Raw genomic sequence first — 25538 nt, 5'->3', positions numbered from 1 at the left:
AATAGTTACGCAGATTATCACCAGTTCCAGTGACGTGGCGAAGAACCGGCAGACCGCGCAGCGATCCGGCAACACTTGGCAGAAATCGGGCCTGATTGGAGCACCGCAGTAGCTTGGGCTGAGGCATCGCTCCGCTTGGAACCAGCGGGCGATTGGGGATGACAGGACGAATCAGCGCAGCGCGTTCAGCGGCACCAGAGCGACGGCTTGTAAATGAGATCCATCCACAACGCCCAGGCAGCGACCGCGCACAGCATGGCGCCTGCGGCCCTCGTGCCCCACTGAGCCCGTGCGAGATTCAGGCGGTTGCGAAGGCTGCTCCAAGCCCAAGGGCCACCCACCAGCCAGACCCCGCTGCCCACGGCAAACAGGGCCATGGTCAGGGCCCCCTCCAGCGCCCCTCCACTGAGCGCGGCGACCAACAGGGCCGAATAGAGCAACCCGCAAGGCATCAGGGCCCACAGGACTCCGGCCGCCATCACGCCGCCTGGCGCCCCGACCAGCGGTCGAACACGCGCCCACACGGACCGACCCGCCTGCTCCACCCAAGCAGGCTGGCGCGACTGCACCATCATCATGAGCCCCCAGGCCATCACCGCCACGTGCATCAGCGTCCAGGCGGGACGCAACGCGGTGGTCTGCTGGGTCAGCCATGCCAGACTGTCCATGGCCAAGGCCGCCAATGCACCGGCGCTGGCATAGCCCACCAGGCGCCCCGCATGAAAGGCTACGGTGCGCTGCAGTACGCCGCCACGTGGCGCCCAGCGCACCACCCGCTCGGCACTGCCCTCCGCCAGTGGCGCACCGCCCTGCCCCACAAGTACTCCACAGGGCGCGGAGCACATGGCCAGGCAGTGGGACCCGCCGGCGAGTCCCATGAGCAGAGCAGTCCAGCCAACCGTGGCAAGCATAGGTATCAGATGATGCGCGAAAACCGGGCGCGGTTGCGATCTGCCTGCAGATAGCGGTCAAAAACCATGGCGATGCCCCGCACGAAGAACCAACCGGTCGCGGTCACTTCAATGCCCTCAGGCCCAACGCGCACCAGCCCTTGCCCCTGCATGCCCTCCAATTGGGCCAACTCCGCCGCGAAATACTGACGGAAGTCGATCAGCCACGCCTGCTCCATCGGCTCGAACAACAGTTCCCCTTGGCACATCAGGGCCATGATGGCCGCACGGCGTACCAGGTCGTCGCGCGTGAGCGCCAACCCGCGCACCACGGGCAACCGCCCCTGGTCCAGAAAGTCGTAGTACTCATCCAGCGTCTTGGAGTTCTGGCTGTAGGTTGCCCCCACACGGCCAATGGCCGATACGCCCAGACCGATCAAATCGCAGTCCGGCTGCGTGCTGTAGCCCTGGAAGTTGCGGTGCAGGCGCCCCTGGCGCTTGGCCACGGCAAGGGCGTCGGTGGGCAGCGCAAAGTGGTCCATGCCCACGTACGCGTATCCAGCATCCATGAAGGCATCGAGCGAGCGCGACAACATGGAGAGCTTGCTCGCGCCCGTGGGCAACTCCGCAGAGATGATGCGGCGCTGTGGCTTGAAACGCTCTGGCAGGTGCGCGTAAGCATACAGCGCGATGCGGTCAGGCCGCAGTTGCGCCACCTGGGCCAGCGTGCGGTCAAAAGACTCGGGCGTCTGGCGCGGCAGGCCGTAGATCAAATCCACATTCACCGAGTCAAAGCCCAACGAACGCGCAGACTCCACCAGCGCAAACACCTGTTCGGCGGGCTGGATGCGGTGCACAGCCTTCTGCACTTCGGCATCAAAGTCCTGCACGCCAAAACTCAGCCGGTTAAAACCCAGCTCAGCCAACAGTGCAAGACGCTCTGCATTGACGGTGCGAGGGTCCACCTCGATGGAGTATTCCCCCCCAGGCGCCAGCGTGAAGCTGCGCTTGAGCATGGCCATCAGCTCTCGCAGGCCCGCATCGGAGAGGAAGGTGGGCGTGCCTCCACCCAGGTGCAGTTGACTCACCACCTGTCCCACGCCACAGTGCGCGGTGTGCAGGTCGATCTCGCGGCTCAGGTAGCGCAAGTAGACCTCGGCGCGGTCATGGTGCTTGGTGATGATCTTGTTGCAGGCGCAGTAGTAGCACAGGGATTCGCAAAACGGGATGTGCACGTACAGGGACAGCGGCATGGCCTTGGCCAGCGTGCCCGAGCGGCGCTGTTGCAGCGCCAGCACGTAGTCTTCCTGACCAAACGCCTCCACGAAACGGTCGGCCGTTGGATAGGATGTATAGCGGGGCCCTGGCACGTCAAAGCGGCGCAGAAGGTCTGGCGAAACAGCAGTCATGGGGAAATTTCCTTGCGTACACCTTGACTGTGCCGTAGGCTCTGGGACATGTCCTTGACCTGCATCAAGTGAACCCGCAAGCGATACGGCGACAATTTGATGAAGGTCAGCCGCTTGCCCGCGCCCTGTATTCAGGTTCGTGTACGGCAAGCGCGATATGCTTGACCGCTAACCCAAGCCCATGTGTCTATGAACCCGCTCACCATCAAAGTCGCCTGCTCCAACTGCAACCTCCGCGAGCTGTGCATGCCCGTGGGCTTGAACGAAGAGCAACTGCAGCGCATTGACGAGGTCGTTGCTGTCCGCCGCAAGGTCAAGCGCGGCGGCACGCTGTTTCGCAATGGCGAGTCCTTCACGTCCCTGTATGCCATCCGCACCGGTTTTTTCAAGACCTGCGTGGCCACCGAAGACGGTCGCGACCAAGTCACAGGTTTTCAGATGGCGGGGGAGATCATCGGGCTGGACGGCATCGTGAACGACCACCATACCTGTGACGCGGTGGCCCTTGAGGATGCCGAGGTCTGCGTCATGCCTTTCGACCGCATCGAAGAACTTTCCCGCGAAGTCACGGCCCTGCAGCACCACGTGCACAAGATCATGAGCCGCGAGATCGTGCGCGAACATGGTGTGATGCTGCTGCTGGGCAGCATGCGTGCCGAGGAGCGGCTGGCGGCCTTCTTGCTCAACCTGGTGCAGCGCCTGCATGCACGGGGCTTCTCGCAATCAGAACTGGTGCTGCGCATGACGCGCGAAGAGATCGGCAGCTACCTGGGCCTCAAACTTGAAACAGTGAGCCGCACCTTCTCTAAATTTGTGGAAGAAGGCATCGTGGAGGTCAAACAGCGCCATGTGCGCATCCTTGACACCGATGCCCTGCGACGCATTGTGAACAGCCAGCAGACCTGCCACTGATTACGGTCCCTCCTAGGCTGAGGGTTGGGCCCATACAAAATCCGCCTGTCTCTTCTAAAACGGCATGCACCGCATGCCTGCATCAACTGGCGAAAAGACTCAGGAGCAAGATGATGTCTTGCGGCAATCGTCAGGCCGCTCCCCGTCGGGCACGGGACAGCGGTTGACCTCAAACGGTGACATGGACAGCAGCGTGGTCAACGCGCTGGTGGCCATGGTGATGGCCCAGAACACAAAAAATGCGAGGGTGTACACCCCCTGCCGCGACAGCGCCAGAGGCTGCCCGAACCAATGCAGGTCCTGGGGGTCCACCATGGCAAAAACCAGCATCTCCAGCACACCCGCCATCAAAAAGGCGGGCCATGCAATCCACATCAGGCGTTGCGTCCACATATCGGTTCTGTCTCCTGGTGCTGCCGGGGTCGCCCGGGTGCGCGACCCTGGGGTTTTCAGCGTGGTTGGTCCTGCACGGGGGTGGCCGCGTGGTTGCGGGCCTTGAGGGCCGGCGCCAGACTCTTTTCCGGCGCCACCAGTGTCTTGTTGATTTCGATGCCCTGGCGGTAGTAGTCCTCCGCCACCACGGGGTCGGGCCGCGAAATCGCCAGCCACAGCGTCACAAAGCCCGCCACGATCACGATCAGAGGCCCGGCAATCACCAGCCACACATGGCCAAACTTCCACCAGGGTACGGTTGCCGCCGGGGTTGCAATGGCAGGGTTTGAAGACATGGTGCTTTACTCCTCAACAATATCGGTCAAAGTGCGGCCCCGAAGGGCCCCACCGGAATACCGCTCAACGCGGTACAAGGAACACGGATTTTTCCGTCACATGAGCCGCTGCTCCTACGGCCTGCACATCAAACTGAACGGCATGTGACCCGGGCGTGGCGGAACCATAAGGAATCTGCAACCGCACGGCCACCCAGCGAGACTCTGCCGCGCCAATGTCCACTTCAGCCTCGGAAGCCACTTCGAGCCTATCCAGGCCCCGCGCGCTGATGCGATAACGCTGCTCGCCCTCGGTGGCATTCATGATCTGCAGCCGGTAAATGTTCTCCAGCTTGCCACCTGCCACGATGCGCGAGAGCGCAGCGCGGTCCCGCACCACATCCACCTTTAGCGGCGTGCGCACCACCAGGCTGGCCAACATGGCCACGCAGAGGGTGACCAGCACGGCGCTGTAAATCAGCACGCGGGGACGCAGCACGCGGCGCAACATCTGCGACTGCGTCCAGTGCTTGGCCACGCCGTTCTGGGTCGAATAGCGGATGAGCCCACGCGGGTACTGCATCTTGTCCATCACGGTGTTGCAGGCGTCCACGCACAGGCCACAGCCGATGCATTCGTACTGCAAGCCCTTGCGGATGTCGATGCCTACCGGACAGACTTGCACACAGAGCGAGCAGTCAATGCAATCGCCCAGCCCCTGGGCTTTGTAGTCGATGCTCTTCTTGCGCGGACCACGCTGCTCGCCACGTTCAGGGTCGTAGGTAACGATCAGCGTGTCTTTATCAAACATCGCGCTCTGAAAGCGCGCATAAGGGCACATGTACTTGCAGACCTGCTCGCGCATGAAGCCCGCATTGCCATAGGTGGCAAAACCGTAGAACAGCACCCAGAAAATCTGCCAGCTGCCCTGGAACGCCAGCAGCTCGCTGCCCAGCTCTCGAATGGGGACGAAGTACCCCACAAAAGTAAACCCGGTCCACAGGGCCACCGCGATCCACACCACTTGCTTGAAAAACTTCTTGCGGATCTTCTCGAACGTCCAGGGGCCGTTGTCCAGGCGGAGCCGGGCACTGCGATCGCCTTCGATCTTGTGCTCGATCCACATGAACATTTCTGTGTACACCGTCTGCGGGCACGCAAAGCCACACCACAGACGCCCGGCCACTGCGGTGAACAGGAACAGCGACAACGCCGAAATGATCAGAAGGCCAGTGAGGTAGATGAAATCCTGTGGATACAGCACCAGACCAAAGATGTAGAACCTGCGAGCCCCCAGGTCAAACAGCACCATCTGGCGCTGGCCCCACTCAAACCACGGCAACCCGTAAAACACCAGCTGCGTGAGAAACACCATGCCCCAGCGCCAGCGCGCAAACAGGCCGCTGATGGAACGCGGGTAGATCTTCTTTTGCGCTTCGTACAGCGAGATGATCTCGCCCGCAGAAGACGCATCTGCCGCGACTGGCGTAATCGGGATGACCTTGCGAGCCGGCTCGCTGGGTGTGCTCATGGTGTCGCTTTGTGAACGGAATTAAGGCGCAAAAGGGGTGCCTTCAAACGGAAACCCGGGCGGTGCGTCTCACGCACCGCCCGGCAGTCAGGTCAGCGTGCAGCCACCTGCTTGTTCGACAGGCCCCACACATAGGCAGAGAGTACGCCGATCTGCGCCTCGGTCAACTTTTCGGCCTGTGCAGGCATCTGGTTGACCTTGCCGTTGTTGATCATGGCGGTGATGGCGGCCTCGCCCCAGCCATGCAGCCAGATGTCATCGGTCAGGTTGGGCGCGCCCAGTGCCTGGTTGCCCTTGCCGTCCATGCCGTGGCAGGCTGCGCAGGCCGCAAACTTGGCCTTGCCCAGCGATGCGCGCAGCGAGTCATGGGGGCTGCCCGACAGGCTCAGCACGTAGTGCGACAGGTTACGCACGTCTTCCGGGGAGCCCACTGCGGCTGCCATGGGAGGCATGTTGCCGATGCGGCCCTTCTCCAGCGTCTCGCGGATCTTCTCGGGCGTGCCGCCGTGCAGCCAGTCGTTGTCCGTCAGGTTGGGGAAGCCCTTGCTGCCGCGCGCATCCGAGCCGTGGCACTGTGCGCAGTTGTTCATGAACAAGCGCTCGCCAATGGCATGGGCCTGGGGGTCGGCGGCAACGTCTTCAGGCTTCATGGAGGCAAAGCGTGCGTACAGCGGCTCCAGCTCCGTCTTCGCCTTGGCCATTTCGGCTTCGTACTCGCCCTTCTGCGTCCAGTTGAGCTTGCCGGTGAAGCTGCCCAGGCCCGGATAGGCGGCCAGGTAGCCCAGGCCAAAGACGATGGTGATGACGAACAGCCACACCCACCAGCGCGGTAGGGGGTTGTTCATCTCGACCAGGTCCTCATCCCAAACGTGGCCAGTGGTGTTGTCGGAGGTGGCCACCACCTTCTTGCGGCCCGCCATCCAAAGCAGGATGCCACAGGCGATGATGCCGACCAGGGTCAGCGTGGTCACAAAGACCGACCAGAAATTGCTGGTGAAGTCACTCATGGGGTGTTCTCGTTCTGGTGAAGGTCAATCTGTCTCGAAAGGCAGCTGGGCTGCCTCGTCGAACCGGGCCTTGTTGCGGCCTCGGTAGGCCCAGACCCAGATGCCAATGAAGCAGGCCATCGATGCCAGGGTGGCGACGATGCGCATGGTGGTGATGTCCATGGGATATCTCCTTTGCTTACTTGAGCGCACGGCCCATGACTTGCAGGTAGGCGATGAGCGCATCCTGCTCCGTCTTGCCCTTGACTTCGCCCGCCGCTGCCGTGATCTGCTCATCGGTATAAGGCACGCCCACGGTGCGCAGGGCCTTCATGCGGGGCGCCATCACTGCGGGGTCCACCTGGTTCTTTTCAAGCCAGGGGTATGCGGGCATGTTGGACTCCGGGACCACATCGCGGGGGTTGTTCAGGTGGATGCGATGCCATTCGTCGCTGTACTTGCCACCCACGCGGTGCAGGTCGGGACCCGTGCGCTTGCTACCCCACTGGAAGGGGTGGTCATACACAAACTCGCCCGCCACCGAGTAGTGGCCATAGCGCAGCGTCTCTGCGCGGAAGGGGCGGATCATCTGCGAGTGGCAGTTGTAGCAACCCTCGCGGATATAGATGTCGCGGCCTGCCAGCTGCAGGGCGTTGTAAGGCTCGACACCCTTGACCGCCTCGGTCGTGGACTTCTGGAAGAACAGGGGCACGATCTCGACCAGACCGCCAATGGCGATCACGATCAGGATCAGCACGATCATCAGAAAGTTATTGGTCTCCACCTTTTCATGGGTGAAACCGGTCGAAGCAGATGTGTTGTTGTTAGACATGAATGATCTCCTTCGGACTCAGGCGTGGGCCGTGTTCACTGCAGGAATGGCCACCTTGACCGAACGGCCCGAGATGGCAGTCAGCCACACGTTCCAGGCCATGACCAGCATGCCGCCCAGGTACAGCAGACCACCGGCCACGCGGATCACGTAGAAGGGATAGGTCGCCTTCACGCTTTCCACGAAGGTGTAGGTGAGCGTGCCGTCGGGGTTGACCGCGCGCCACATCAGGCCTTGCATCACGCCGGCAATCCACATGGCGGCGATGTACAGCACGATGCCGATGGTGGCCATCCAGAAGTGCAGCTCGATCGCCTTGACAGAGTGCATCTTGTCCTTGCCGAACAGGCGGGGCACCAGGTAGTACAGCGAACCCATCGAGATCAGGCCCACCCAGCCCAGGGCGCCGGAGTGCACGTGGCCGATGGTCCAGTCGGTGTAGTGGCTCAGGGCGTTGACGGTCTTGATGGACATCATCGGGCCCTCGAACGTGGACATGCCGTAGAACGACAGCGACACGATCAGGAAGCGCAGGATGGGGTCGTCACGCAGCTTGTGCCATGCACCCGAAAGGGTCATGATGCCGTTGATCATGCCGCCCCAGCTGGGAGCAAGCAGGATGAGCGAGAACACCATGCCCACCGATTGCGTCCAGTCAGGCAGCGCGGTGTAGTGCAGGTGGTGTGGGCCGGCCCACATGTAGGTGAAGATCAGCGCCCAGAAGTGCACGATCGACAGGCGATACGAGTACACCGGACGGCCCGCCTGCTTGGGGATGAAGTAGTACATCATGCCCAGGAAGCCAGCGGTCAGGAAGAAGCCCACGGCATTGTGGCCGTACCACCATTGCACCATGGCGTCCTGCACACCGGCGTAGGCCGAGTAGCTCTTCATCATGCCCGCAGGGATGGCTGCGCTGTTCACCAGGTGCAGCAGCGCCACAGCCAGGATGAACGCGCCAAAGAACCAGTTGGCCACGTAGATGTGCTTGACCTTACGGGTTCCAATGGTGCCGAAGAACACGATGGCATAGGACACCCAGACCAGCGTGATCAGGATGTCGATGGGCCATTCGAGTTCAGCGTATTCCTTACCCTGGGTATAGCCCATGGGCAGGCTGACCACCGCAGCCGCAATGACCAGCACCCAGCCCCAGAAGGTGAATGCGGCCAGGGGACCCGCAAAAAGCCGGACCTGGCAGGTGCGCTGCACCACGTAGTAGCTGGTAGCAAACAGCGCGCTACCGCCAAAACCAAAGATCACCGCATTGGTGTGCAAAGGTCGCAAGCGGCCATAACTCAGCCACGGAATGCCAAAGTTGAGTTCTGGCCAGGCCAACTGGGCGGCGATGATGACGCCCACCAGCATGCCGACCACCCCCACCACCACGGCCAGGATAGAGAACTGCCGCACTACCGTATCGTTGTAGTGCGCAGCATTTGTTTTTGGAAAATCCATCGGGCACCTCTTTGTATTGCAGTAAGAGTTTGTTGCAGTCGCGGCTATCGGGCATTGACACAAGTCAACCGTCTCGGAGAATGCGCTCCCCCTCTTGTTCGACGCTCTCGAACTGGCCGTGGTACACCGCCCACCACAGGCCTCCCAGAATCAGGAGCACCAGCATGACGGACAGAGGAATCAGCAAATAAAGGATGTCCATCAGACAGGCTCCAGTGGGGTCTTCGAAAGATCAAGGGACGGCTGCGACGTGCCGCTGGCCGTGGTATCGGGGCGCGCAGGCAAAGCAGCTGTTGGCAACGGCGCGCTGTGCGAGCCTGGCAAGGAAGGCAGGTCGCGCGCCAGGCGCGCTGCGTTAAGCACCACCAGCAGCGAACTCAGCGCCATGCCCAGCCCGGCCAGCCAGGCCGGCATCCAGCCCAGTACTGCCAGCGGCACACACAGCGCGTTGTAGGCAGCGGCCCACCACAGGTTCTGCCGCACCACGCGCAGGGTGCGGCGCGCCAGCAGCACGGTTTGCGGCACCAGCGCCAGGCTGTCGCCCAACACCACAAAGTCCGCCCGGGACTGCGCCAGCGGCACGGCCCGGCCGAAGGCAAAAGAGACATGGGCCCCCGCAAGCACCGGGCCATCATTGAGGCCATCGCCCACCATGGCTACGTGATGGCCCTGCAACTGCAGTGCCTGCAGCGCTGCCAGCTTGCCCTGCGGAGTGCACTCGCCCTGGGCATGGGCAATGCCCGCCTGCGTGGCCACCCGTTGCACCGCGTCCCGGCGGTCACCCGACAGCAATTGCACGGCCACGCCGTCCTGCTGCAAGGCCCGCACCACGGCCGACGCCTCAGCCCGCAGGTCCTCCACCAGGTCGAAGCGGGCCAGCTCAATCAGGGCTCCATCAGACGCTTGTTCAGAGAGCACGACTTGCAGCGCAGCACCGCCAGCATCGTTGGCAACGCCCGCGTGGCGGGCAGAGCCCAGGCGGATCGTGCGAGCAGCCAATGCCCCGGTGGCGTCCTCCACCGTAGCGGTCAGCCCCTGCCCTGCATCCTCTTGCAGGCCCATCACCTGCCAACGCCCCAATGGCAGCTGCTGTGCAGAAGCCGCCGCAGCCAACGCCCGCGAAGCCGGGTGCATCGACTGGCGCGCGAGCGCTGCCGCCAGATCCAGCGCCTCTTGTGCACTGCAACCGGCCGCAGGGTGTACCGCCTGCAGCGCCATGCCGTCGCGGGTCAGCGTCCCGGTCTTGTCAAACACCATGGTGTCCACCTGCGCCAGCGCCTCCAGCCCCTGCAGGTTGCGCACCAACACACCATGGCGCGCCAGCGTGCCCGCGGCGGTGAGCATGGCCACCGGGGTGGCCAGCGACAGCGCGCACGGGCAGGTGACGATGAGCACTGCCACCGCCACCATCAGCGCATGCCCTGGGTCCGACGGCCACCAGTAGGCGGCGGCCAGCGCCGCTGCCACCAACACGGCCACCAGAAAAGGCCGCGCAATGCGGTCTGCCAGCTGCGCCAGCCGGGGCTTTTGCAGCGACGCGCTTTCCATCAGCGCCACGATTTGCGCAAAGCGGGTCTGCCCACCCGTGCCTTCCACCAGCACCTCGACCGACGCCTGCAGGTTGTAGCTGCCCGCCGTCACGCTGCTGCCCACAGGGCGCGCCACGGGCGCGGATTCGCCCGTCAGCAAAGCCTCATCGGCATGGGTGTTGCCTGCCGTGATGCGGCCATCAGCCGGAAACGCCTCTCCGGGGAGCACGCGGATGGTGTCCCCCACCCCAATGCGCCGCGTGGCTACGCGGGCGAAGCTGCCATCCGCCGCGCGCCGCTCCACGCTGTCGGGCAGGCGGTTCATCACAGCCTCCAGGGCGCCCGCCGTGCGGTCGCGCAGGCGCAGCTCCAGCCAGCGGCCGGTGAGCAGGAAGAACACAAACATGGTCAAGGAGTCGTAGTACACCTCCTTGCCAAAGATGCCTGCAGGGTCAAAAGTGCCCGCCGTGCTGACCACGAACGTGATGGCCATGCCCAGCGCCACAGGCAGGTCCATGCTGACGCGGCGCAGACGAATGTCGCGCAACGCGCTGGTAAAAAAGGGGCCACAAGAAAACACCACCATGGGCAGCGTGATGACCCAGGAGGCCCAGCGCAACAGCTGCTCCATCTCGCCCGACAGGTCGCCCGGCTGCGCCACGTAGGCGGGCCACGCATACATCATCACCTGCATCATGCAAAAGCCCGCCACCAGCCAGCGCCACAGCGCGCGGCGGCTCTCGCGCAGGCGCTGATCGCGCGCAAACGCATCCATGGCGGGCATGGCGCGGTAACCCGCGTGGCGCACGGCTTCCATCCACTGCGACGGCTTCACTTGGCCAGGCTGCCACACCACGCGGGCCCGGCGCGTGGCGGCGCTCACATCGGCCTGCAACACGCCCGGCACGGCCCGCAGTGCGTCTTCGATCGTGAGGGCACAGGCCGCGCAGTGCATGCCCTCCAGCACCACGTGGGAGTCCCACGCGGTGGCGGCGGCGTCGGCCGTGGCAGGGTCAGCGGCACCACCCGGCAAGGGGCTACCTGCAGGAGTGCAGGGTCGGCCAAACGCCAGCCATTCCTGTGGGTCATCCAGCAGCTCTACCCGCTGCGGCGGCAACGGATCTGCCACGCTGTCAGAAGGATGCACCGCAGAGGAAGCCGGCGCACCGGGTTGAAACATGGACATGGTTCAAGCCTATCTGTGGGGCATGACAACTACATTGACCTGGATCAAGCCCCGGAACATGATTCATCCTAAGCTTGTTCCATCACTTTGAGGAGCCCTTTTATGTACAAACGCATCCTGATCGCTACAGACGGATCCCCTCTGTCGGACAAAGCGGTGGAACATGGCCTGTCCCTGGCCGCCCTGTCAGGCGCCACCGTGGTCGCCCTCAAGGTGGTGCCCCGCTACCCCCGCAGCTACTTTGAAGGCGGCATGCCGGTGGACATGAACGACGTCAAACGCATCGAAGCCCAGTGGGGCGACGCCGCACAGGCCATGGTCGACGGCGTGAAAGCCCAAGGCGGCGCGCAAGGCGTGACCGTGAAGGCTGTCGTCGCCAAGTCCGACCTGGTGGCCGAAGCCGTGATTGCTGCCGCCAAGAAGCACAAGTGCGACCTGATCGTGATGGCCTCGCACGGCCGCAAGGGCCTCAAGCGTTTGCTGCTCGGCAGCGAAACGCAGCATGTGCTGACGCACTCGCACATTCCGGTGCTGGTGCTGCGCTGAAGAGACCACCTGCTAAAGCAGCCCAAAATATGCTGATGACGTCTGATTGAAAACGCCTTCAGCTATCAAAATCAGAGCAAACGCAGCGCCTGAGTTTGCGTCTGCGTCCGCCAACAAAAAAGGGGCAACTTGCCCCTTTTTGTCTATGTGCGCATCCCGCTGCGCAGTTGCTCAGGCAAACAACCCCTTGTACTGATCCCGCAGCAGATTCTTCTGCACCTTCCCCATCGTATTGCGCGGCAGTTCCGCCACCACAAAGCACTTCTTCGGAATTTTGAAGTTGGCCAGTTGCGACTTGAGCTGGGCCACGATGGCGTCGGCATCCAGTTGGGCGCCGGGTTTGGCAATGACCACGGCCACGCCCACTTCGCCAAAGTCCGGGTGCGGCACACCGACCAGGGCGCTTTCGGCTACGCCGGGCATTTCGTTGATGTAGCCCTCGATCTCTGCGGGGTAGACGTTGTAGCCGCCGCTGATGATCAGGTCTTTGCTGCGGCCCACGATGTGGACGTAACCGCGCTCATCGACCTTGCCCACGTCGCCGGTCTTGAAGTAACCGTCCTTCGTGAACTCTTCGGCCGTCTTTTCGGGCATGCGCCAGTAGCCCTTGAACACGTTGGGGCCCTTAACCTGGATGCCGCCGATCTCGCCCACGGGCAGGTCTTTGCCGTCGTCGCCCTGCACGCGCAGGCTGACACCCGGCAGGGGGAAGCCCACAGTGCCGCCACGGCGTTCATCCTGGCCTTGGTAGCGCTTATCAGCGCTGTAGGGGTTGCTGGTGAGCATGATGGTTTCGCTCATGCCGTAACGCTCCAGGATGGTGTGACCAGTGCGTTGCTGCCATTCCTTGAAGGTTTCGATGAGCAGCGGCGCAGAGCCTGCGATGAACAGGCGCATGTTCTTCACGGCCTCTTTGTTCAACCCCGCCTCGGCCAGCATGCGCACGTACAGTGTGGGCACGCCCATGAACACTGTTGCGCGGGGCATGGCGGCGATGACGGCCTTGGGGTCGAACTTGGCCATCCAGATCATCTTGCTGCCGTTGATCAGTGCGCCGTGGATAGCGACGAACAGGCCGTGGACGTGGAAGATGGGCAATGCGTGGATGAGCACATCGCCCTTCTTCCAGCCCCAATAGTCTTTGAGCATGACCGCGTTGCTGAGCATGTTGCCGTGCGTGAGCATGGCGCCCTTGCTGCGGCCGGTGGTGCCGCTGGTGTAGAGGATGGCGGCCAGATCGTCGGCGCTGCGGGGCACGGCCTGGTGCTCGTCACTGTGGTGGGCGGCGCGCTCCAGCAGGCTGCCAGTGCGGTCGTCGCCCAGGGTGAACACATGCTGCGTACCGAGGGTGAAGGCGATTTTGCTGACCCAGCCAAAATTACCGGGCGAGCACACCACCACGGCAGGCTCGGCGTTGCCGATGAAGTATTCGATCTCGGCGCTTTGGTAGGCGGTATTGAGCGGCAAGAACACGTAACCCGCGCGCAGCGTGGCCAGGTATAGGGCCATGGCTTCGACAGACTTTTCGACCTGCACGGCCACGCGGCTGCCTTCGGGCAGCTTGAGCGATGCGAGCAGGTTAGCGATGCGGGCGCTGGCGCGGTCCAGATCGCGCCAGGTGTAGTACAGCGGGGTACCGTCCGCCGCCGTGGTCTCGACGGCGGTGCTGTCCAGGTCAGACGGGAACGCGGCGCGCAGGGCGCTGAAGAGGTTGTGTTGGCTCATGGCTCAGACTTCGATGGGCTGGGGGGCTGGGTTGAGAGTTTGGGACGGGCTGAATGGGAGAAAGCGGGGACGAAGGCGTCGGTCAGAACACCGGCGCGCGCTTGTCCAGAAAGGCAGAGATCCCTTCGCGGTGCTCGGCACTGGCGGCGTAGGCATAGGGGTCGGCAGGTCCATATACTATGTTTTCGATAGCAGAATGGGCATGATTTTCTAGCGCTACAGGCACTTTGAGTGCACGAAACGTCTGTTTGTTCATGCGGGCGGCCTGGGGCGCCAGTGCGGCAATGCGCTGGGCACTGCCCAGGGCTTCGGTGGCTACCATGTCGTCGACCACCACGCGGCTAAGAAAGCCACGGGCCAGCATGTCGGGGGCGCTGAAAGTGGCGGCCTCCAGCAGCATCTGGCGTGCGGTCATGTCACCCACTGCACCGGCTACCAGTTGCGCCTCGCGCGGGGCCATCGGGAAACCCAGCTTGGCAATCGGTGCGCCAAACCGCGCGCCACTGCCCGCCACGCGGATGTCGCAGCAGCTGGCAATCTCCACCCCTGCGCCCATGCAGGCGCCGCTGATCTGGGCCACGATGGGCACGTCGCACTGGAGCATGGCGTTGAGCCCGCCCCACACGTCGTTTTCATGAAAGTCGCGCAGGGCTGCCGCATCAAAACGGAAACCGGGGTACTCTGAAATGTCTCCGCCCGCACAAAACGCCCCGCCCTCGCCCGCGATGAGCACGCAGCGCACATCGCCACGGCGCTGCAAGTCTTCAAACACCACACGCAACTGCCGCCACATGGGCCGCGACATGGCGTTCAGCCGCCCGGTGTGGCGCAGGGTGACATGCACCACCCCTCCCTCACCGGCATTCATCAACACTTCACCCGACATCCTGGTATCCATTTCCTTCACATACCGCTCACGACCTTCGCTCCCGCGCTGCACTATCGCCAGGGCCACCGTGGAACTGGCTTTGCCAGGCCACGGGTGGCGTCCCCCTTCAGGGGGAAGGCGCAAAGCGCCACAGGGGGTTAATCAAGCTTCGCGCCAGACGCCTTCACCACCGCCGCCCAGCGCTTGACCTCGCTGCTCACAAACGCGCCAAACTGCTGCTGCGTCATGCCGCCGTAGTCCGCGCCGTTGCTGGCCCACACGGCCTTGAGCTCTTCGGCCGTGCCCAGGCGCTTGATTTCGTCCACGATGCGGGCCTGCACATCAGCCGGCGTGCCTTTGGGCGCCCACAGGCCGTACCAGGTGGTCACGGTGTAGTCGGGCAGGCCCACTTCGGAGGCGCAGGGCACGTCCGGGAACGCGGGGTTGCGCTTGGGGCCAGACACCATCAGCGCCTTGATACGGCCGCTCTTGATGTGGTTGGCGGAGGACCCCAGGCCGTCGAACATCATGTCCACGTTGCCGCCGATCAGGTCCTGCAGCGCCGGGCCTGCGCCCCGGTACGGAATGTGGGTGATGAAGGTGCCCGTCTGCTGCTTGAACAGCTCGCCCGCCAGGTGGTGCGATGTGCCGGCCCCGGCCGAGCCGTAATTGAGCTTGGCGGGGTTGCGCTTGACGTAGTCCAGAAACTGCTTGAAGTTGGCCGATGGCGTCTTGGGGTTGACCACCACCACCTGCGGCACATTGGCCAGCAGCGCCAGCGGAATGAAGTCTTTTTCGATGTCGTAGTCGAGCTTGGGGTACATCGACGGTGCAATGGCGTGGTGCACCGCCCCCATGAACAGGGTGTAGCCGTCCGGCGCAGCCTTGGAGGCAATGCTGGCGCCCAGCGTGCCACCGGCGCCCCCCCGGTTGTCGATCACCAGCGTCTTGCCCGTGCTTTTGGAAAACTGCGCGGCCAGCGGCCGGGCAAACGCATCGGTGCCACCACCGGCGGGGAAAGGTACCACCACCGTCACCGGCTTGGTCGGCCAGTTGCTGTCGGCCCAGCTGCTGCCGCTGGCCAGGCCCAAACCTGCCGCCGCTGCGCCGAGCAAGACATCCCGGCGTTGGATTCGCGAATCAGTCATTCCTTGTCTCCTGTCGTTGTAAAAATACGCTGTCACTGGTTCACCCGGCATCATGCCGGGCGCCCCGTCAGTCGCGGCAAAGGCTGTCGATGTCCCCCGACACTGGCACTTTGCCCTGCGCAAGCAAGCTGCGGTGCTTGTCGATGCGCTTCAAGTCGTACAGGTAGTTCACCATGAGCCCGTACGATTGTTTCTGCCCCTTGCTGGACGGATCGCCCGCCCAGTTCAGGCGCTCTACCCGCGCGCCGTTGCCCAGGTGGAAGCGGGCCACGGGGTCTGCCGGCTTGCCTTCTTGCAGCTCGCGGCCCAGATAGTACGCGGCGCATTCCAGCAGCATCTGGCGCACGGGGGATTTGGCGTCCAGCTCCAGCGCCTTGTCCAACGCGCCGAGGAAATGCGTAGCCTGCGGCGGCTCGAAACCCACCGCGCGGCCCAGTTCGCTGCGGCGCTTGTCGTCCAGGCGGTCCAGCATGGCACCTGCATGTTTGCCCAGCCAAGCGCGGAAACCTGGGATGGGCGACAGCGTGGCAAAGGTGCGCAGGCGCGGAAACTCGGCCGTGAGCGTCTCCACCACATGCTTGATCAGCGAGTCGCCAAAGCTCACGCCACGCAGGCCGGTTTGCGTGTTGCTGATGGAGTAGAAGATGGCCGTGGTGGCCCGCGTGATGTCCACGGGCGCAGCGGCCTCGTCCAGGAGCGGCGTGATGCTGGACGAGATTTTGTCGAGCAACGCCACCTCCACAAAGATCAGCGGCTCGTTGGGCAGGCGCGGGTGGAAGAAGCCGTAGCAGCGGCGGTCGCTGTCCAGCCGGTTCTTCAGGTCGGCCCAGCTGCGGATGTCGTGCACGGCCTCGTACTTGATGAGCTTTTCGAGCAGGGATGCAGGCGAGTCCCACGACAGGCGGCGCAGCTCCAGAAACGCCACATCGAACCAGGTCGAGAACAAGTGCTCCAGCTCGGCATCGAGCGGCAGCAGGCGCTTGTCGGCCTTGAGCAGCGGCAGGATCTCTGCGCGCATGTCCACCAGAAAGCGCATGCCTTCAGGGAACGCCGAAAACCGCTGCAGCAGCCGCGTGCGGGGCGACACCAAAGCGCGGCGCAGGCTGATCTCGGCCTGCCCTTCTTCGGCCGTGCCCGCTGCGGCCTCGTAGCGCTGGCGGGCGGACTTGAAGCGCGTGGCGTCGGGCGCAAACTGCTCGCACATCAGCAGCCACATGTCGCGCCGCTCCTCGGGCTCGGCCTTGGCATACCACTCGGCCACCACCTGGGCGCGGCGGCCACCTTCGATCTCGCTCACCTGCGAGGCCACTACCTCCTGCAGGTCGGCCAGCAGGCGGCGCAGCGCCCGGGGCGACAGCGCCTCCTGGCCGCGGCGCAGCGTGGCCTGCAGGCGCTCGTGGGTGGAGCGCGGCACCGCCACCTTGGCGACCACGTCGGTCACGGTCTTGTCGAGCGCGGCCTTGGCGAGCTTGTCCCCTGCCTTGTCGGCGGCGGGTGCGGCAGTGCGCAGGCGTGACACGCTGCGGGCGATCCATTCGGGGGTGCTGCTGATCATGGGGTCAACCTCGATTGCTGGTTGCGGGCTACGTCGCGCAGCGCATCGCGCTGGCGCAACAAATGGGTGCGCATGGCTTCTTCGGCGGCATCGCAGTCGCGGGCCTTGAGGGCAGCAAACACGGCCAGGTGCTCCGCCAGGCTTTGCTGCATGCGCCCGGGGGCGTGCAGCGACTTGTGGCGCGCCAGCCGCAGGATCTTGCGCAGGTCGCCAATCACCTGGGCCAGCCAGCGGTTATCGGCCAGCGTGATGAAGGCCTCGTGGATGGCGTAGTTGGCTTCGTAGTAGTCGGTGACCAGCCCGTCGGCCGCGCATTGCTGCAGGCGTTCGTGCAGCAGCTCCAGCGCGGCAATGTCGGCCGCCACGGCCTTGCGCGTGGCCTCGTGCGCGGCACGGCCTTCCAACAGCGCAATGACCGGGAAGATTTCGTCCAGGTCGCTCTCTGTGACCTCGGCCACAAAACAACCCCGGCGCGGCTCGTGGCGCAGCAGCCCCTCGGCCACCAGCACCTTGAGCGCCTCGCGCAGGGGGGTGCGCGAGATTTCCAGCCGCTCGCACAGGGCGGCCTCGTCCAGAAAGCTGCCGGGCGGCAAGGTGCCCGCAAAAATCTGCTCCCGCAGCCGGGAGGCGACTTCGTCGTGCAGTGAATTCGGGACAGGACGCATGTGAAACAAGGCTCCAAGACACCAACCCGCGAGGCATCGGCTGTCAGCAGCTGGCGGACGGTGCAACCCGAATGCATGCAACGCCCCTCTATCAGCTGACAACAGTGGCGATTGCCTCGCCATGTGCGTAATTTCTCATAATTACGCGAAATGACAAGATGAAAACCCTGATTTGCAGGCTTTGGTTACACAAAAGATGGCAACTGCGGTGCTTGCGCAACGCCGCGTGCCAGAGAACGGCCAGGGTGGCGTACCTTGCTGTTGGCCCGAAGGCGCCATCATTTGTTGATCCGCCCCGGGCCAAATGAGCTGTCGAGGGTGTACCCCCGTTGAGCCCACCTCAGGCTCGCCCTGCCCTCGCGCCCCTCTCCCGCTTCACTCCACGCCTGCAAATCCTTCCACCAGGTGGTCGATCCACACCCGCAGCTTGGCGGGCAGAAAGCGGTGGGACGGGTACAGCACCCAGGCCGTGCCCGCGTACGAGGTCTTGTGCTCCCAGTCGGGCAACACGGTCACCAGGTCACCCCGCTCCAACGCAGCGCGCGCGGTAAAGCCCGGCAGGCTGGCAATGCCCAGGTGGCTCAGCGCGGCCTCCAGCCGCACCTCGCTGTGGTTGGCCACATAGCGGCCGCGCACAGCCACCGTTGCGGTCTCGCCTGCCCGCTCAAAGCGCCAGTGCCGGTCGCGCTCGTCTTCGCCCAGGGTGATGCAGGCGTGCTGCTCCAGGTCGCGCGGGTGCTGGGGGTGGCCCCGCTCGGCCAGGTAGCGCGGGCTGGCGCAAATCAAATGACGCAAGGTGGCCAGCGGCCGCCCTGCCAGTCCCGGGGGCGGGGTGTCGGTCACGCGCAGGGCCAGGTCGATGGGCTCCTCGAACAGATCCACCGTGCGGTCGGTGATCAACAGCTGCACATCGACCTGGGGGTATTTCTGCAAAAACGGCAGCACCAGCGGGTGCACCAGTTGGCGCCCCACCGCCTTGGCCATGCTCATGCGCACCATGCCGGAGGGCGCGGCAGAGTGCGTGTCACTCAGCGCCCACACCTCGCGGGCGGCAGACACCATGTCCTGACAACGGCTGTAGACCGCCGTGCCCGCGTCGGTCAGCCGCAGCTTGCGGGTGGTGCGCTCCAGCAGACGCACGCGCAGCGCCCCCTCCAGCCGGGCCACCTGGCGGCTGACCGCCGACGGGGTGATACCCAGCTGCCGCGCAGCAGCCGAGAAGCTGCCCGCGTCCACCACGCGGGCAAACACCGCCATGTCGGGGAGGCTGTCCAAGGGTTGATTGATGCGCATGAGGAACAAGTGCAGTTCTTTGGCAGCGATTATCAATCCTGCAACGCAAATTGATAATTTCCCAAGCCCATCGTTGCCAAGCAGCGGCGCCCCACTGCTTCCACCCCAGTCTGCATCCCATGTCACACACCCTGCCCATGTCTGCGCCCTCCCCGCTGGCCCCGCGCCTGTCCGACCTGGCCCTGCTGCTGGTGGCCGTGGTGTGGGGCACGAGCTACGGCGTGGCCAAGGGGGCCCTGGTGTTCTACCCGGTGCTGGGCTTTTTGGCCGTGCGCTTCCTCCTGACCTTTGCGGTGCTGCTCCCTGCCCTGCTGCGCGCCACCACGCCCGAGCGGCGCGATGCGCTGGTGGCCGGCCTGCCACTGGGTGTGCTGATGCTGGGCATCTTTCTGTGCGAGACCTTCGGCCTGGCACTCACGCAGGCCAGCAATGCGGCGTTTTTGATCAGCCTGTGTGTGGTGTTCACACCGTTTGCCGAGTGGTGGCTGATGCGCCAGCGGCCCGAGCGGGCGATGTTTGGTTTTGCCGCCGTGTCATTGCTCGGCGCAGCTCTGCTCAGCGGGGGTTACACGGGCCAGTGGGGCTGGGGCGACGCACTGATGCTGGCGGCGGCTGTGCTGCGCGCCATCACGGTGTGCCAGACCACGCGGCTCACCCGCAGCCGCAATGCGCCGGTGCTGGCCCTCACGGCGGTGCAGTCAGGCGTTATTGGGGTGGGCTGCCTGCTGCTGGCGCTGGCCTTGCCGGGCAAACTGCCCCCACTGCCGTCATTCATGCAGGCCAGCGCGTTCTGGTGGGCCTGCATTTACCTGGTGGCGGGCTGCACGGTGTTTGCCTTTGTGGCCCAGAACTGGGCGCTGCGCCACAGCTCGCCCACGCGGGTGGGCTTGCTGACCAGCAGCGAGCCCGCCTTTGGCGCGCTGTTTGCGGTGTTCTGGCTGGGAGAGCAGCTCAGCGTTACGGGCTGGGTGGGCGGAGCGCTCATCGTGGGCGCCGCCCTGTGGACGATGGCGCGGCGGGGGGATGCGCAGCACTGATGCTCTGCCCACCTGCCCCTCGCCCCCAGCACTACCATTTTGATAGCTGCTTGGGCAGATAGTACCGGCGCTATCGCCCTTTTTATCTCGAAACCAGCGCCCCCACCGGCCGCTGCTGTGCCCACAGCCACATCGCTGCGCCCCCCACGATCATGGGCACGCACAGCCACTGCCCCATGCTCATGCCCAGCGACAGGATGCCCAGGAAGGCATCGGGCTCGCGGAAGTATTCGGCAATGAAGCGGAACACGCCGTAGCCAAACAGGAAGGCAGCGGCCACCTGGCCAGGGCGGCGCTCTTTGCGCGCATACAACCACAGCAGGATGAACAGCAACAACCCTTCCATCAGGAACTGATAGACCTGGGAAGGGTGGCGCGGCTGCATGGAACCGCTGTGCGCAAACACCATGCCCCAGGGCAGGTCGGGGCTGGCAAAGCGGCCCCACAGCTCGCCGTTGATGAAGTTGCCCACACGCCCTGCCGCCAGCCCCGTAGGCACACAGGGCGCCACGAAATCAGCCACTTGCAGCCAAGGGCGCTTGCGCGAATGGGCAAACCACAGCATGGAGACCACCACGCCCAGCAGCCCGCCATGGAAGGCCATGCCGCCCTGCCACACGGCAAAAATCTCCAGCGGGTGGCTCAGGTAATAGCCCGGCTTGTAGAACAGGCAGTAGCCCAGCCGCCCGCCAATGACCACGCCGGCCACCCCCAGAAAGAGGATGTCTTCGACATCCTTGCGCGTCCAGGCGCCGGGCCCGGTGATGGAAGCAAAGGGTGGGTGTCGCAGGCGCCGGGTGCCCAGCAACATGAACAGGCCAAAGGCCGCAAGATAGGTCAGGCCATACCAGTGCACAGCCAGCGGGCCGATCTGCAAGGCGACGGGGTCGATGTGGGGATAGGTCAACATGGTGGCGGGTATTGTGCCCTTGCTGGGAATGCACCCGCCCCCAGTGCCGCTTGCCCCGGGCAAGACCACCGGGTGGCAACTGCCGCGCCAGGGCGATCCGCTGGAGCCTCACAACCCGTTTTTGAATAAAAAGCCGAGAAAGCGCTAGTCCATCATGCGCTGACAGCTATCAAAAGTAGAGCATCCATAAAAAAGCCGCGCCCTCAGGGCGCGGCTTTTAAGCGGCAGCAGGGGACCCGGCCCCGCAAAACCACCCTCAGTCGTCCAGCAGCGACAAATCGCGCACGGCGCCCTTGTCGGCAGACATCACCAGCTTGGCATAGGCCTTGAGCGCAGCCGACACCTTGCGCGGGCGTGGCTGGGCGGGCTTCCAGCCCTTGGCGTTCTGTGCTTCGCGACGCTTGGCCAGTTCTTCATCGCTCACCAGCACATTGATCGTGCGGTTGGGGATGTCGATGCGGATGCGGTCGCCGTTCTGCACCAGGCCGATGGCACCGCCCGCAGCGGCTTCGGGCGAGCAGTGGCCAATCGACAGGCCCGAGGTACCGCCCGAGAAGCGCCCGTCCGTCAGCAGCGCACAGGCCTTGCCCAGGCCCTTGGACTTGATGTAGCTGGTGGGGTAAAGCATCTCCTGCATGCCGGGGCCGCCCTTGGGGCCTTCGTAGCGCACGATGACCACGTCACCGGCCTTGACCTTGTCGGCCAGGATATTGGCCACGGCCTCGTCCTGCGACTCGGTCACGTGGGCCGTGCCTTCGAACACCAAAATGCTTTCGTCCACACCGGCCGACTTGACCACGCAGCCGTCCACCGCGATGTTGCCGGTCAGCACGGCCAGGCCGCCTTCTTTGCTGAAGGCGTGGTCGTACGAGCGGATGCAGCCCTCGGCGCGGTCCAGGTCCAGGCTGGGCCAGCGGGTGTTCTGGCTGAACGCCACCTGCGTAGGGATGCCTGCGGGGCCCGCCATGTAGAAAGTGCGCACGGCGTCGTCCTGCGTGCGCACGATGTCCCACTGGTCCAGCGCGTCTTTGAGCGTGGGGGCGTGCACGGTAGGCACATCGGTGTGCAGCTTGCCTGCACGGTCCAGCTCGCCCAGGATGGCCATGATGCCGCCTGCGCGGTGCACGTCTTCGATGTGGTACTTGTTGGTGTTGGGCGCCACCTTGCACAGCTGCGGCACGACGCGCGAGAGGCGGTCGATGTCGGCCATGGTGAAGGGGATCTCGGCCTCTTTGGCAATCGCCAGCAGGTGCAGGATGGTGTTGGTGGAGCCGCCCATGGCGATGTCCAGCGTCATGGCATTTTCAAACGCCTTGAAGCCCACCGAGCGGGGCAGCACGCGTTCGTCGTCCTGCTCGTAATACTGCTTGGCCAGGTCCACGATGCGGCGGCCCGCGCGCTTGAAGAGCTGTTCGCGGTCGGCATGGGTGGCCACCACCGTGCCGTTGCCGGGCAGCGACAGGCCCAGCGCCTCGGTCAGGCAGTTCATGGAATTGGCGGTGAACATGCCCGAGCACGAACCGCAGGTGGGGCAGGCCGAGCGCTCGACCTCGGCCACATCGGCGTCGGAGTAGTTGGTGTCGGCAGCAATCACCATCGCGTCCACCAGGTCGAGCTTCTTGAACTCCATGACCTTGGTGACCGGGTTGGCCAGGCGGGTCTTGCCCGCTTCCATCGGGCCGCCCGAGACGAAGATCACCGGGATGTTCAGGCGCATCGCGGCCATCAGCATGCCGGGGGTGATCTTGTCGCAGTTGGAGATGCAGACCATGGCGTCGGCGCAGTGCGCGTTGACCATGTACTCGACCGAGTCGGCAATGATGTCGCGGCTGGGCAGCGAATACAGCATGCCGTCGTGGCCCATGGCGATGCCGTCGTCCACGGCGATGGTGTTGAACTCCTTGGCCACGCCGCCAGCGGCTTCGATCTCGCGGGCCACCAGCTGGCCCAGATCCTTCAGGTGCACGTGGCCGGGCACGAACTGGGTGAACGAATTGACCACCGCGATGATCGGCTTGCTGAAGTCATCGTCTTTCATGCCGGTGGCGCGCCACAGGGAACGCGCGCCTGCCATGTTGCGACCGGCGGTGGAGGTTTTGGAACGGTAGATGGGCATCGTGCTGGCTTCTGGAAAATCGCTGAAAAGGAAGCGGGCCGCAGGAATAAAGGCCCCTTGGGATGCTCTTCACGCATCATCGCGCCGTGTGCATCCGCGGCCTCGGACGGTCTGCAGCGTTGCAAATGCTCGCAATAGCACCGGCTATTGCTGCGCTTTGCGCCTTGCAGCCCATCCCGATCCGCAGTGCTCACTTTCCGCTCGATTCGTGAAGAGCACCCCTCGCTCCCGTGCAACCAACCTCTTGAGCAGTGCCGGGGGCAAACCTGTCAATTATCGCCCAGCCCTTTGGGTCCCCACGGGGCGGCGGCTTTGGGGATTGCGGGGGCAGACCGCACGGCGTGCGACGGCGCTGGCAGAATGACCCATTCCGCTCCAGCCCCACCAACCCCGACACCAGGACGCCCCACGATGACCGACTCCAGCAAGCCCTCCGCGCCCATCAACCGCCGCAGCGCCAACATCACCCAGGGCAAGTCGCGCGCACCCAACCGCTCCATGTACTACGCCATGGGCTACGAGGAAGGCGACTTCGTGAAACCCATGGTGGGCGTGGCCAATGGCCACAGCACCATCACGCCCTGCAACAGCGGCCTGCAAAAGCTGGCCGATGCGGCGATTGCAGGCATCGAAGAAGCCGGTGGCAACGCCCAGGTGTTCGGCACCCCCACCATCAGCGACGGCATGGCCATGGGCACCGAAGGCATGAAGTACAGCCTGGTGAGCCGCGAAGTCATCAGCGACTGCATCGAAACCTGCGTTGGCGGCCAGTGGATGGACGGCGTGCTGGTGGTCGGCGGCTGCGACAAGAACATGCCCGGCGGCCTGATGGGCATGCTGCGCGCCAACGTGCCCGCCATCTATGTCTATGGCGGCACCATCCTGCCCGGCCACTACCAGGGCAAGGACCTGAACATCGTGAGCGTGTTCGAGGCCGTGGGCGAAAACGCGGCGGGCAAGCTCAGCGACTTCGACCTCAAGGAGATCGAGAAGCGCGCCATCCCCGGCACGGGTTCGTGCGGCGGCATGTACACCGCCAACACCATGAGCAGCGCGTTCGAGGCCCTGGGCATCAGCCTGCCCTATTCGTCCACCATGGCCAACCCGCACGACGAGAAGATGAACTCGGCCAAGGAGTCGGCCAAGGTGCTGATCGAGGCCATCAAGAAGGACATCAAGCCGCGCGACATCGTGACCAAAAAGTCCATCGAGAACGCCGTGGCCGTGATCATGGCCACCGGCGGCTCGACCAATGCCGTGCTGCACTTTCTGGCGATTGCCCATGCAGCGGGTGTGGAGTGGAGCATTGACGACTTCGAGCGCGTGCGCGTGAAGACCCCCGTGCTGTGCGACTTGAAGCCCAGCGGCAAGTACTTGGCTGTGGACCTGCACCGCGCAGGCGGCATCCCGCAGGTCATGAAGATTTTGCTGAATGCAGGCCTGCTGCATGGCGACTGCCTCACCATCGAGGGTAAGACCATTGCCGAAGTGCTGAAGGACGTGCCCGACCAGCCGCGCGCCGACCAGGACGTGATCCGCCCCATCAGCAACCCCATGTACGCGCAAGGCCACCTGGCCATCTTGAAGGGCAACCTGAGCCCCGAGGGGTCGGTGGCGAAGATCACTGGCCTGAAGAACCCCGTCATCACCGGTCCGGCCCGCGTGTTTGACGATGAACAGTCGGCGCTGGAAGCCATCCTCGCAGGCAAGATCAAGGCCGGTGACGTGATGGTGCTGCGCTACCTGGGCCCCAAGGGCGGCCCCGGCATGCCCGAGATGTTGGCACCCACCGGCGCGCTGATCGGCGCGGGCCTGGGCGAGAGCGTGGGCCTGATCACCGACGGCCGCTTCTCCGGCGGCACGTGGGGCATGGTGGTGGGCCACGTGGCGCCTGAAGCGGCGGCGGGCGGCACCATTGCCTTCGTCAACGAGGGTGACAGCATCACCATTGACGCGCGCCAGCTGCTGTTGCAACTGAATGTGCCCGACGAAGAGATCGCCAAGCGCCGCGCCGCTTGGACGGCCCCTGCCCCGCGTTACACCCGGGGTGTGCAAGCCAAGTTTGCGTTCAACGCATCCAGCGCGAGCAAGGGGGCGGTGCTGGACGCCTATTGATGGCGCTGCGGCTGCGCACCGGCCGGTGGCGAGAAGACGGTTGAGGCTCCGGCAGGCGTCTTTCTCCAGGTGGTCGGCTCACAACAAAAAGCCCGCAGTACGCGATGTACTGCGGGCTTT

Annotated in this window: 23 protein-coding genes; 4 read left to right on the top strand and 19 right to left on the bottom strand. The window is 64.3% G+C overall.

The window, feature by feature from the left end; all coding sequences use genetic code 11:
* Positions 1-185: 185 nt before the first annotated feature.
* Together DNK89_RS17400 and hemN are read right to left on the bottom strand one after the other, a co-directional pair.
* The gene (locus tag DNK89_RS17400; RefSeq protein WP_110961122.1) at positions 186-911 is read right to left on the bottom strand and encodes a sulfite exporter TauE/SafE family protein; all 726 of its coding nucleotides are present in this window, start codon (positions 909-911) and stop codon (positions 186-188) included.
* Between the two features lie 5 nt (positions 912-916).
* Complete coding sequence (gene hemN, locus DNK89_RS17395; RefSeq protein ID WP_110961121.1) at positions 917-2299, bottom strand: oxygen-independent coproporphyrinogen III oxidase; 1383 nt, start codon at positions 2297-2299, stop codon at positions 917-919.
* Positions 2300-2488: 189 nt separating this feature from the next.
* Here hemN and fnr point away from each other — a divergent pair, with 189 nt between their 5' ends.
* Positions 2489-3211: a fumarate/nitrate reduction transcriptional regulator Fnr gene (gene fnr, locus DNK89_RS17390; RefSeq protein ID WP_015014806.1), complete on the top strand. Its 723-nt coding sequence runs from the start codon at positions 2489-2491 to the stop codon at positions 3209-3211.
* A gap of 99 nt (positions 3212-3310) precedes the next feature.
* On the opposite strand, the gene DNK89_RS17385 is transcribed toward fnr, so the two are convergent.
* The 9 genes from DNK89_RS17385 to DNK89_RS17345 all read right to left on the bottom strand — a co-directional run bounded on the left by DNK89_RS17385 (position 3311) and on the right by DNK89_RS17345 (position 11434).
* On the bottom strand, positions 3311-3604 hold the full coding sequence (locus DNK89_RS17385; RefSeq protein ID WP_110961120.1) for a hypothetical protein: 294 nt from the start codon (positions 3602-3604) through the stop codon (positions 3311-3313).
* A gap of 56 nt (positions 3605-3660) precedes the next feature.
* Positions 3661-3939, bottom strand: a complete 279-nt coding sequence (locus DNK89_RS17380) for a FixH family protein (RefSeq protein ID WP_015014808.1) — start codon at positions 3937-3939, stop codon at positions 3661-3663.
* Positions 3940-4003: 64 nt separating this feature from the next.
* Positions 4004-5449 (bottom strand): cytochrome c oxidase accessory protein CcoG, encoded by a 1446-nt coding sequence (ccoG, locus tag DNK89_RS17375; RefSeq protein ID WP_110961119.1) that lies wholly within the window; start codon positions 5447-5449, stop codon positions 4004-4006.
* A 92-nt stretch (positions 5450-5541) separates the two neighbouring features.
* Entirely contained in the window at positions 5542-6456 is a 915-nt protein-coding gene (gene ccoP / locus DNK89_RS17370; protein WP_015014810.1) for a cytochrome-c oxidase, cbb3-type subunit III, read from the bottom strand.
* A 24-nt stretch (positions 6457-6480) separates the two neighbouring features.
* Positions 6481-6618 (bottom strand): CcoQ/FixQ family Cbb3-type cytochrome c oxidase assembly chaperone, encoded by a 138-nt coding sequence (locus tag DNK89_RS17365; protein ID WP_015014811.1) that lies wholly within the window; start codon positions 6616-6618, stop codon positions 6481-6483.
* A gap of 16 nt (positions 6619-6634) precedes the next feature.
* On the bottom strand, positions 6635-7267 hold the full coding sequence (gene ccoO / locus DNK89_RS17360; RefSeq protein WP_060987389.1) for a cytochrome-c oxidase, cbb3-type subunit II: 633 nt from the start codon (positions 7265-7267) through the stop codon (positions 6635-6637).
* An 18-nt stretch (positions 7268-7285) separates the two neighbouring features.
* A complete protein-coding gene (gene ccoN / locus DNK89_RS17355) occupies positions 7286-8725 on the bottom strand; it encodes a cytochrome-c oxidase, cbb3-type subunit I (protein ID WP_110961118.1) in 1440 nt (479 codons plus the stop codon).
* A gap of 64 nt (positions 8726-8789) precedes the next feature.
* Positions 8790-8927, bottom strand: a complete 138-nt coding sequence (gene ccoS / locus DNK89_RS17350; protein WP_010460651.1) for a cbb3-type cytochrome oxidase assembly protein CcoS — start codon at positions 8925-8927, stop codon at positions 8790-8792.
* Positions 8927-11434: a cation-translocating P-type ATPase gene (locus DNK89_RS17345; protein ID WP_238990873.1), complete on the bottom strand. Its 2508-nt coding sequence runs from the start codon at positions 11432-11434 to the stop codon at positions 8927-8929. The genes ccoS and DNK89_RS17345 overlap by 1 nt, the downstream gene beginning before the upstream one ends.
* 108 nt (positions 11435-11542) lie before the next feature.
* Here DNK89_RS17345 and DNK89_RS17340 point away from each other — a divergent pair, with 108 nt between their 5' ends.
* On the top strand, positions 11543-11986 hold the full coding sequence (locus tag DNK89_RS17340; RefSeq protein ID WP_015014815.1) for a universal stress protein: 444 nt from the start codon (positions 11543-11545) through the stop codon (positions 11984-11986).
* Positions 11987-12157: 171 nt separating this feature from the next.
* On the opposite strand, the gene DNK89_RS17335 is transcribed toward DNK89_RS17340, so the two are convergent.
* The 6 genes from DNK89_RS17335 to DNK89_RS17310 all read right to left on the bottom strand — a co-directional run bounded on the left by DNK89_RS17335 (position 12158) and on the right by DNK89_RS17310 (position 19240).
* Positions 12158-13711: a malonyl-CoA synthase gene (locus DNK89_RS17335; protein WP_110961117.1), complete on the bottom strand. Its 1554-nt coding sequence runs from the start codon at positions 13709-13711 to the stop codon at positions 12158-12160.
* A gap of 82 nt (positions 13712-13793) precedes the next feature.
* Entirely contained in the window at positions 13794-14597 is an 804-nt protein-coding gene (locus tag DNK89_RS17330) for an enoyl-CoA hydratase/isomerase family protein (RefSeq protein ID WP_110961116.1), read from the bottom strand.
* A 140-nt stretch (positions 14598-14737) separates the two neighbouring features.
* A complete protein-coding gene (locus tag DNK89_RS17325; RefSeq protein ID WP_015014818.1) occupies positions 14738-15727 on the bottom strand; it encodes a tripartite tricarboxylate transporter substrate binding protein in 990 nt (329 codons plus the stop codon).
* 67 nt (positions 15728-15794) lie between these two features.
* The gene (locus tag DNK89_RS17320; protein ID WP_110961115.1) at positions 15795-17282 is read right to left on the bottom strand and encodes a malonyl-CoA decarboxylase; all 1488 of its coding nucleotides are present in this window, start codon (positions 17280-17282) and stop codon (positions 15795-15797) included.
* Positions 17279-17947: a GntR family transcriptional regulator gene (locus tag DNK89_RS17315; protein ID WP_110961114.1), complete on the bottom strand. Its 669-nt coding sequence runs from the start codon at positions 17945-17947 to the stop codon at positions 17279-17281. The genes DNK89_RS17320 and DNK89_RS17315 overlap by 4 nt, the downstream gene beginning before the upstream one ends.
* Before the next feature lie 375 nt (positions 17948-18322).
* Complete coding sequence (locus DNK89_RS17310) at positions 18323-19240, bottom strand: LysR family transcriptional regulator (RefSeq protein WP_110961319.1); 918 nt, start codon at positions 19238-19240, stop codon at positions 18323-18325.
* 137 nt (positions 19241-19377) lie between these two features.
* Between DNK89_RS17310 and DNK89_RS17305 the strand changes: the two genes are divergently transcribed.
* On the top strand, positions 19378-20277 hold the full coding sequence (locus tag DNK89_RS17305) for a DMT family transporter (RefSeq protein ID WP_238990847.1): 900 nt from the start codon (positions 19378-19380) through the stop codon (positions 20275-20277).
* Between the two features lie 82 nt (positions 20278-20359).
* On the opposite strand, the gene lgt is transcribed toward DNK89_RS17305, so the two are convergent.
* Both lgt and ilvD (DNK89_RS17295) read right to left on the bottom strand, forming a co-directional pair.
* Positions 20360-21187 carry a prolipoprotein diacylglyceryl transferase gene (gene lgt, locus DNK89_RS17300; protein WP_110961112.1) on the bottom strand — a complete coding sequence of 276 codons (828 nt, stop codon included), beginning with the start codon at positions 21185-21187 and terminating at the stop codon, positions 20360-20362.
* Between the two features lie 256 nt (positions 21188-21443).
* Positions 21444-23303, bottom strand: coding sequence for a dihydroxy-acid dehydratase (ilvD, locus tag DNK89_RS17295; RefSeq protein ID WP_015014824.1), 1860 nt, complete (start codon positions 23301-23303; stop codon positions 21444-21446).
* 411 nt (positions 23304-23714) lie between these two features.
* Here ilvD (DNK89_RS17295) and ilvD (DNK89_RS17290) point away from each other — a divergent pair, with 411 nt between their 5' ends.
* Positions 23715-25418, top strand: coding sequence for a dihydroxy-acid dehydratase (gene ilvD / locus DNK89_RS17290; protein WP_015014825.1), 1704 nt, complete (start codon positions 23715-23717; stop codon positions 25416-25418).
* Positions 25419-25538: the final 120 nt, after the last annotated feature.

Source organism: Acidovorax sp. ST3, from assembly GCF_003231145.1.
GTDB lineage: Bacteria > Pseudomonadota > Gammaproteobacteria > Burkholderiales > Burkholderiaceae_C > Acidovorax.
This window is presented reverse-complemented; position numbering and strand designations above follow the sequence as displayed.